The sequence below is a fragment of the Pseudomonas sp. JQ36 genome, assembly GCF_053851495.1.
In genome coordinates this window covers 783128-785414 of sequence record NZ_CM132642.1, presented here as the reverse complement: position 1 = coordinate 785414, position 2287 = coordinate 783128, and the positions used below count along the sequence as shown (strand labels likewise).

Here is a 2287-nt window from a genome sequence, read left to right as displayed (position 1 = left end):
TTCTCAGCATCCGGATCAGTAGGCAGGAAGCACAAAGGCACGTCGTCCCTATAAAACGAATGCAGACCGGAAAAATTAGCGAATGAGAACAACTGTCAGGCGGGCGGTTGAGCGGCTTTTTTCATGAACACAAATCAAATGTGGGAGCGGGCTTGCTCGCGAAAGCGGTGTGTCAGTCAACGATGCAATAACTGAAATACCGCTTTCGCGAGCAAGCCCGCTCCCACATTGGGTGATGCGCTGTTCAGGCGGTGGCGGCCATGGCATGCCGACGATGATGCCCTTCCAGTTGATCCTTGATCACCTTGAGCACTTTGGCCTCATGCTCATGAATGAAGAAGTGCCCGCCGGCGAGCATGTCCACCGAAAAGCTGCCGCGGGTTTCCTTGCTCCAGGCGATCAGTTGCTCGGTGGTCGCGCGATCTGCCTTGCCGCCCAGTACGTGCACCGGGCAGTTGAGCAACGGCCGCTGCAACGGCTCGAATTTGCCGCAGAGCAGAAAATCCGCGCGCAGGATCGGCAGGGTCAGGCTCATCAGTTCGGCATTGGCCAGCACTTCTTCGCTGGTGCCGTTGAGTGTGCGCAACTGATCGATCAGTTCGGCGTCGGTTTTCGGCTCGGCAAAACCGCGATCGTAATCGGCGCGCATCGTCGGCGCCGCCGTGCCCGAGGCAAACAGCGCCACCGGTTCCGGACAGCCCAACAGGCGCAACGCATGAGCGATTTCGCAGGCCAGCAACGCGCCCAGACTATGGCCGAACAACGCATACGGCGCCTTGAGATTCGGCCGCAATTCCTTGGCCAGTTGCATCGCCAGCACACGCATATCCGTGTGCAGCGGCTCGTCGAAACGTGCGCCGCGCCCCGGCAGTTCCACCGGTTGCAATTGCAGCCATTGCGGCAGTTTTGGCCGCCAGCGGCTGTAGACCATGGCGCTGGCGCCGGAGTACGGCAGGCACAGCAGGGTCAGCTTGTTCACCCGGCTTTCCTCGAAAAATTTGTCTGTAGAGAGAAACGGATTACCCGCCCGGCAAATTAGTCGTGCACCGGTAAATTGCACCAACAGGCGCTCGTTAACTGTTCAGGCCAAAACCAATAATGAGGATTCACCGTGGACCTGCAGAGCATCCTGGGCAAGTTGTTCGCCAACGCCGGTGCCGTCGGCATCGAAGGCGTTTTCCAATTCGTGTTTGGCCCGCAGCAGGCCTACTGGTCCGAGGTCAAGGCCAGCAGCCGCACCGCGCCCGGACGCCATCCCAGCCCCGACGTGACCATTGAAGTGGCCGAGAGCGATTTTCTCGGGATCATGGGCGGCCGGGTCAATGTCGAAGAACTGTTCGCCAGCGGCCGTCTGAAAATCGGCGGCAACATGGGCCTGGCGACGCTGCTGCCGCAGATCATCGAGCATGCGATGCACGGTGGCGCCGTGGTGGAAAAAGTCGACATGAACAAGCGCTACCCGACCCCGCCACGCTTCAGCGAAAAACTCACCGCCGGCCTGCCGACTCAGACCCGCATCGAGCGCCATGCGCGCAATGATTTGTCGGTCAGCGAGTTCAAAAGCAAGTATTTGCCCAACGGCATCCCGGTGGTGATCAGCAATGCCCTGCAGGACTGGCCGCTGTTCAAGCTCAGTCGCGAAGAATCACTGGTGCATTTCGCCGAACTGCAGGGCATCACCCGCCACGGCGATTACGTGAAGAAAACCTTTTCCACCGAACGTGATTTCCGCTCGACGTCGATGGCCGAGTTCATTGCCTCGCTGGATCAACCGGCAGTCAAACGGGCTGACGGCGAACCGCCGGCCTACATGGGCAACAACATCTTGCCGGCGCAATTGCTGCAGCAGATCAAGTACCCGCCCTACTTCGATGCCTCGCTGTTCATCCCGCCACGGATCTGGATCGGCCCCAAAGGCACGCTGACGCCGCTGCACCGCGACGACACCGACAACTTGTTCGCGCAGGTCTGGGGCCAGAAGCAGTTCACCCTCGCCGCCCCGCATCACCGCGAAGCACTGGGCACCTGGTCGACGGCGCCAAAGGGTGGCCTGGACGGCTGCGACTTCAACCCCGATGCGCCGGACTATGAGCGCTTTCCTGCAGCACGCGATGTGACATTCCTGCGCGTGACGCTGGAGGCCGGGGATCTGCTGTTTTTGCCGGAGGGCTGGTTCCATCAGGTGGAATCGGTGTCGACGTCGCTGTCAGTGAATTTCTGGGTGAATTCGGGCAGAGGCTGGTAACCCCGTAAATCCTGTGGGAGCGTGCTTGCTCGCGAAAGCGGT

At 60.3% G+C, this 2287-nt stretch carries 2 protein-coding genes; one reads left to right on the top strand and one right to left on the bottom strand.

Going from position 1 to position 2287, the window contains the following annotated elements; genetic code table 11:
- Window positions 1–244: 244 nt before the first annotated feature.
- The gene (locus ACS4NR_RS03740; protein ID WP_456019117.1) at window positions 245–979 is read right to left on the bottom strand and encodes a thioesterase II family protein; all 735 of its coding nucleotides are present in this window, start codon (window positions 977–979) and stop codon (window positions 245–247) included.
- Between the two features lie 132 nt (window positions 980–1111).
- Between ACS4NR_RS03740 and ACS4NR_RS03735 the strand changes: the two genes are divergently transcribed.
- Window positions 1112–2245, top strand: coding sequence for a cupin-like domain-containing protein (locus ACS4NR_RS03735; protein WP_166495618.1), 1134 nt, complete (start codon window positions 1112–1114; stop codon window positions 2243–2245).
- The last annotated feature ends 42 nt before the right edge of the window (window positions 2246–2287 follow it).